This is a genomic window from Streptomyces sp. SID11385, from assembly GCF_010548245.1.
GTDB lineage: Bacteria > Actinomycetota > Actinomycetes > Streptomycetales > Streptomycetaceae > Streptomyces.
The window spans coordinates 1-5,565 of sequence record NZ_JAAGLR010000827.1; the positions used below are offsets into that span (position 1 = coordinate 1).

Annotated in this window: 6 protein-coding genes and 1 pseudogene; 5 read left to right on the plus strand and 2 right to left on the minus strand. The window is 72.3% G+C overall.

Annotated features, from left to right (window positions below):
- Together G3I42_RS25215 and G3I42_RS25220 are read left to right on the plus strand one after the other, a co-directional pair.
- On the plus strand, positions 1–637 hold a 637-nt coding region (locus G3I42_RS25215; RefSeq protein WP_203607314.1), incomplete at its 5' end, for an alpha/beta hydrolase.
- 70 nt (positions 638–707) lie between these two features.
- The gene (locus tag G3I42_RS25220) at positions 708–1,643 is read left to right on the plus strand and encodes a CPBP family intramembrane glutamic endopeptidase (RefSeq protein WP_164289595.1); all 936 of its coding nucleotides are present in this window, start codon (positions 708–710) and stop codon (positions 1,641–1,643) included.
- Here the strand turns inward: G3I42_RS25220 and G3I42_RS25225 are convergent.
- Together G3I42_RS25225 and G3I42_RS25230 are read right to left on the minus strand one after the other, a co-directional pair.
- A complete protein-coding gene (locus tag G3I42_RS25225) occupies positions 1,636–2,772 on the minus strand; it encodes a flotillin family protein (RefSeq protein WP_164289597.1) in 1,137 nt (378 codons plus the stop codon). The genes G3I42_RS25220 and G3I42_RS25225 overlap by 8 nt on opposite strands.
- 27 nt (positions 2,773–2,799) lie before the next feature.
- Positions 2,800–3,042, minus strand: a complete 243-nt coding sequence (locus G3I42_RS25230) for a hypothetical protein (protein ID WP_203607315.1) — start codon at positions 3,040–3,042, stop codon at positions 2,800–2,802.
- A 264-nt stretch (positions 3,043–3,306) separates the two neighbouring features.
- Between G3I42_RS25230 and G3I42_RS25235 the strand changes: the two genes are divergently transcribed.
- The 3 genes and pseudogenes from G3I42_RS25235 to G3I42_RS25245 all read left to right on the plus strand — a co-directional run.
- Positions 3,307–4,074, plus strand: coding sequence for an NPP1 family protein (locus G3I42_RS25235; protein WP_164289599.1), 768 nt, complete (start codon positions 3,307–3,309; stop codon positions 4,072–4,074).
- 121 nt (positions 4,075–4,195) lie between these two features.
- Complete coding sequence (locus G3I42_RS25240) at positions 4,196–4,627, plus strand: hypothetical protein (RefSeq protein WP_164289601.1); 432 nt, start codon at positions 4,196–4,198, stop codon at positions 4,625–4,627.
- A 659-nt stretch (positions 4,628–5,286) separates the two neighbouring features.
- Positions 5,287–5,565, plus strand: a pseudogene (locus tag G3I42_RS25245) (hypothetical protein); the annotation flags it as partial.

Genomic DNA, 5,565 nt, shown 5'->3' on the forward strand with positions numbered 1-5,565 from the left:
CGCGCTCCGCGCCCTCTCCGCCCACCCCGCCGTACGGCCCGACGCGCTCGCCGTGCTCGGCCACAGCGAAGGCGCTCTGCACGCGATGAGCCTCGCCGCACGCCGTCCGCGCGAGGTCCGGGCCGCCGTCCTCCTCGCCGGGTACGCGCGCGACGGCCACTCCGCCCTACGCTGGCAGGCGCGTTCGCTCGTACGAGGACTGCCCGCGCCCCTGCGCGGGCTGCGGCGGCCCGCCTTCGTGGCCGGGCGGCGCGTCCTCGCGCGCGTGCGGAGCGGCACCACCGACGTCACGCGCGTCCTCGGCGTACCGCTCAACGCGCGCTGGATGCGGGAGAACCTCGCCCACGACAGCCGCGACGACCTCGCCGCGATCCACGCCCCCGTCCTCGCCGTCACCGGCGCGAAGGACGTGCAGGTCAGCCCCGCCGACCTCGACGAGATCCGCCGCCTCGTGCCGGGCCCCGCCGACATCCACCGCGTCCCCGACCTCACCCACGTGCTGCGCCGCGATCCGGGCAGGCCGTCTCTGCGCGCGTACGGCCGACTGCTGCGCGAGCCCGTCGACGCGGAGCTGATCGCCCTGGTGAGCGGGTGGCTCGCGCAGCGGCTCAAGGGGCGGTCCGCGGCGGCGGACTGACAGAGGGCCCCGCGCCACCACCTCCGCACCACCGGACTTCTTCCACCTCGCACAGAGAGTTTCCTTTGGCATGCCCACAACACACGCACCCGCACCTCGCAGCGCCCCCCACCGCGACCCCCGTCCCGCCCCCCGCCACGACCTCCCCCTCTACTTCGTCCTCGCCTTCCTCGTCGCCTGGGGCTGCTGGGGCGCCGCCCTCGCCATCGGCGGGGACGCCATGAAGTCGGCCGCCGCGGGCCCGTACCTGCTCGGGGCCTTCGCGCCGCTGATCGCCGCGTTCGTCGTACGGGTGCGGCGCAGGCGGCGCGGCGAGCCCGTACCGGCGTACGTGGTGCGCACCGCGCGCGGGACGCTGTGGCGCGCGCCGCTGCTCCTGCTGCTCGGCGCCGCGACCGTCGTCGGCGGGGCCCTCCTCGCGCACGCCGCGGGCGAGGCGCTGAGCCTCGACTCCGCGCGGGACGCGCTCGACGAGGCCGGACCCGCCGCGTTCCTCGTCAGCATGGTCGTCGCCGGGCCGCTCTCGGAGGAGGCCGGCTGGCGCGGGACCGCGTACCCGAGGCTGCGCGAGCGGGCGGGGCGGGTGCCGGTCGCGCTCGTGCTCGGCGTGGTGTGGGCCGTGTGGCACCTGCCGCTCTTCTTCATCGAGGGCACGGTGCAGAAGGAACTCGGGCTCTTCACGCCCGGCGGGCTCTTCTTCGCGCTCAGCAACATCCCGATGGCGATGCTGTGCTGCTTCGCGTACGAGCGGGCCGGGATCGTCGCCTCGATGGCGGTGCACTTCGCGGTGAACACGTCGATGGTGCTGCTCGACGTGAAGACGCCCGCGACACAGGCGCTGATCGTGGGGATGCAGGCGCTGGTGCTGGTGGGGCTGTACGCGGGGACGTGGGGGGACGGGGCCGCTGGGGGCGCGGGGACGGCCGGGACCGCCGGTGCGGGGGAGCCGGGCCGGGGACGCGAGGGTGCGCGCGGCGCCGGTACCCCCGCGGAGTACGTCAGCTGATGTCGATGGCCGTGCCCGGGCGGGGGGAGCCCGGCTCGGGGCGGTCGTCGGTGGTGGTGAGGTTGCCGCGGACCGAGTCGAGGATGGTCAGGCCCTGGCTCACCAGTCCCGCGGCGATCTCGCCGAGGCCGTCGGCGCCGTTGAGGACGTTGACGTTGGCGCCGGAGAGGCCGCCCGCCGCCTCCTTGACGATCATCGGGAGCTGGTCGATGAGCATCCGGTCCAGGGCGACGCGGTCGTTCGACGCCGCCGCCTCCGCCTGGATGCGCATCCGCTCCGCCTCGGCCTGCGCGACGAGCCTGATCCGCTCGGCCTCCGCCTGCGCGGGCTTGACCACCTCGGCCACCAGCTGCTCCTCGCGCAACTTCGCCTGCCGCTGCGCCAGTTCCGTCTGCGCGGCCAGCACCTCCTGCTGCGCGTGGGCGAGCGCGAGCGGCCCGGCCTGCTCGGCCGCCGCCCGGGCCTGGTCGACCTCCGCGTTGTACTTGGCCTGCACGATCGCCGTCTCGCGCGCGTACTCGGCCTGCTTGCGCGTCGCCTCCTGCTGCGCCTCGGAGGCCGCCTGCGTGGCCTGGGCCTGCGCGATCTGCGCGGCGCGCTGGATGTTCGCCTTGTGCGGCGCGGACATCGCCTCGATGTACCCGGTGTCGCCGTCGTCGATGGACTGGATCTGGAGCGAGTCGACGTGCAGGCCGATCGAGGCCATCTCCGCCTTCGAGGTGTCGAGCACCTCGGTGGCGAGCTTCTGGCGCTCGGTGACGATCTCCTCGACGGTCATCGAGCCGATGATGCTGCGCAGATGACCGGCGAAGATGCGGCCCGTGAGGATGGACATCTGGTCCTGGTCGGAGAGGAAGCGCTGACCGGCGTTGACGATCGACTCGACGTCGTTGCCGACCTTGAAGGCGATGACCGCGCGCACGGTGAGGGCGATGCCCTGGCGCGTCACGCACTTCTCGACCACCTCGGACTCGGCCATCGCGAGCGAGAGGAAGCGGGACTTGCGGATGATGGGCAGCACGAGCTTGCCGTGCCCGGTCACGACCCGGAAGGGCGCGCCGCCGAGGCCGCGCTTGCCGCCCGAGATGAGCATGGCCTGGTCGGGCGCGGGTACGCGGTAGCCGAACATATGGTGATTCCCCCCGAGTTGACTGGTTCAGGTGTGCGGGCCGAGGAGCCCGTCGAGCGGGTCGTCCCAGGGCACCACGTCGATCTGTCGCGTACCGCGCGAGCCGACGACGAGCACGCGGGTGCCGCGCGCGATCGGCGCCTCGGACCAGGCGAGGAACAACTCCCGCCCGCCACGCACCTCCACGAGCACTTCCCCGGCCCCCGCGGGCCCCCGGGTCGCCACGACGACCTCCCCCGTACACCCGAGCACCGCGTCATCCGACGCCAACGAACCGTCCCCCGGACCGTCCCGATACGAACGCGTGCAGGGTAAGGCGCGGGGGGTGCGGTATCCACCCCTTTCGCGTCATGGACGGCCCATGAACGCCCCATATTTCGAGGCGGCGGCCGGAGTGCGGTCCGCGTCCGAGGTGTACCCCCGTGACGTCGCACAGGTGTCATGTCCCCGTCCTCGCGCGGTGGTTCGGGCGACGTCCCGGCGTGGGTAACTCCCCTTGCAGACACGTCGCTTCCACCCCCAAGGGAGTTTTCCGTGCCCCACCTCACGAGACGCCTCGCCACCCTCGGCGCGCTCAGCGCCGTCACCGTGCTCGCCGCCGCAGGCACCGCGCTCGCCGATCCGCCCGGCGCGCTGCCCGAGAACGCGAGCGCCATGGAGAAGACGTACGAGCCGGACTACGACTACGACAAGGACGGGTGCTACGCGAGCACCGCGATCGGCCCTGACGGCACGCTCAACGGCGGGCTGAAGATCGGCGGGGACGTCAACGGGCAGTGCAGGGACGCCTCCGACCTCGACAACGTCAACGTGTACTCCCGGACGAAGTGCGACGGCGACTGGTGCGCCATCGTCTACGCCTCGTACTTCGAGAAGGACCAGGCCGCGCTCGGCGGCGGCAGCGCGGGGCACCGGCACGACTGGGAGCACAACGTCGTGTGGGTGCGCGCGGGCCGCGTGGAGTACGTGTCCACCTCGCAGCACGGCGGGTTCGTCGTCCACGCCGCCAACTCGCTCCCCTTCGAGGGCAATCACGCCAAGGTCGTCTACCACAAGGACGGCATCAGCACGCACTGCTTCCGCTCCGCCAAGAACAACGGCGGCGACGAGCCCCCCGAGAACCACAAGGGCACCTGGCAGCGTCCGCCCGTCGTCGGCTGGGACGGCTACCCGCCCGGCATCCGCGAGAAGCTGACCGCCGCCGACTTCGGCTCCGCCACACTCGGCATCCGCGACGACACCTTCGGCAGCCACCTGGAGAAGGCGAAACCGGCGGGGATCGCCTTCGACCCTTACGCGTGAGGGGCCTTGGGCGATAGAGCCCCTTCACTCGGCACGGTGAACGTGGGCGGACGAGGCCGCCGGGCCCCCGGCGGCGCTCGTACGCTCGCAAGCCCCGCAACCGAAGAGGAAGTGCGCGGCCATGCCTCATATCGTGCCTGTCGAGCGTTTTGACCGGACCGGCGGCGTCCTTCATGTACGAGTCCGTACAAGGGACTTCGCGGAGGCCGAGCTTGTGCTCCTCGGCTTCGAGTGGGGCGCGCTGCCTCTCGCGGTGTTCCTGTACGGGCTGTCCGTGCCGCCGCACGCCGTGTTCGGGATCAAGGACCTGCACGAGCACTTCCGCGAGGGCGTCGCGCGGCTCTCCGGCGCGCTGAACACCCTCGAAGCCGCCGGATACCTTCACCGCCGCCGGGTGAGACTCCCCAACGGCCGCCTCGCCACCCGCACATTCCTCTACGACGCTTCCCGCTTCCGCCTCCCCGACCACGGGCTGCTCGCCGAGCGCAAGGTGCTCGCGGAGCTGGGGTGGGCGGAGGGCGTCGATCTGTCCCCGGTTCCGCAACCCCGCTAGAGACCCGGCGCTTTGCCCCCTCGGGGGCAAAGTCGCAGGTCGCACCGAGTCGCGGTGTGCCGTGTCGCCGCTGACCGGAAACGAGTCCGACCGTGTCGGGGCGGGCGGCGACGGAACCTCCCGGTCTTGTTCCTTGGGGAGGGAAGGGGAAAGAAGAACCGACCCCCCTGGCCTTGGTGGCCTCGTGCGGGTCGTGCGCGCGCGAGGCGGGCCCGGTGGCGTGTTCGGACGCGGCTTCGGGCGGACAGGCGGGGCTTCACCCGGTCGGGTGAAAGAAGCCGGGATCGGCGTTTGGGCTGGTCAGGTACGCAATAGGCTCGCGCCGACAAGTGCCGTTCCGGTGCCCGTACTTCGCCACACGGCTGAGGTGCTGCGCCGGTCCTAGCGGCAGACATGAGTCGGCCCCCGCCGGGATTCGCACTCCCGGGCGAGGGCCTGACCAAGTAGGAAGCCACAACTTCCCCATGGCTGAGACCCAGGTTACCCCCACCGCCGCCAAGTCCCCCTTCGGTCGCGGCATCATCCACGTCCGTACGGCCCGCAAACGGCCGGGCGTCCGTGAACATCTCGCGCTAACCGCCCAGTTGGGGTCCCTTCCGGCGGCCCTTCTGATGTGGGCGCTGAACGCTCCTCCATCGAGTGACTTCAGCATCAGAGGGTTGACGGGAGTCTTTCTCGACGGCGAAGCCTCGATCATGGGGGCGCTGCGCACGCTGGAGAGCGCCGGATACCTCCACCGCGTCCGCCGCCGCATCCCGGACGGCAGGCTCGTCACCCGCACCTTCGTGCACGACACCCCCCGTTTCGGCCTCCCCGCCGAGGGAGCCCACGCCGAGTCCGAGGCGGCCCGCGCCCGGGGCATCGACGACGGTCCGTACGTCCGGGTCGACGCCCCGCGCCGGGGCGGCGGCGTGAAGGCGACCGCGGCCGTGACGGCG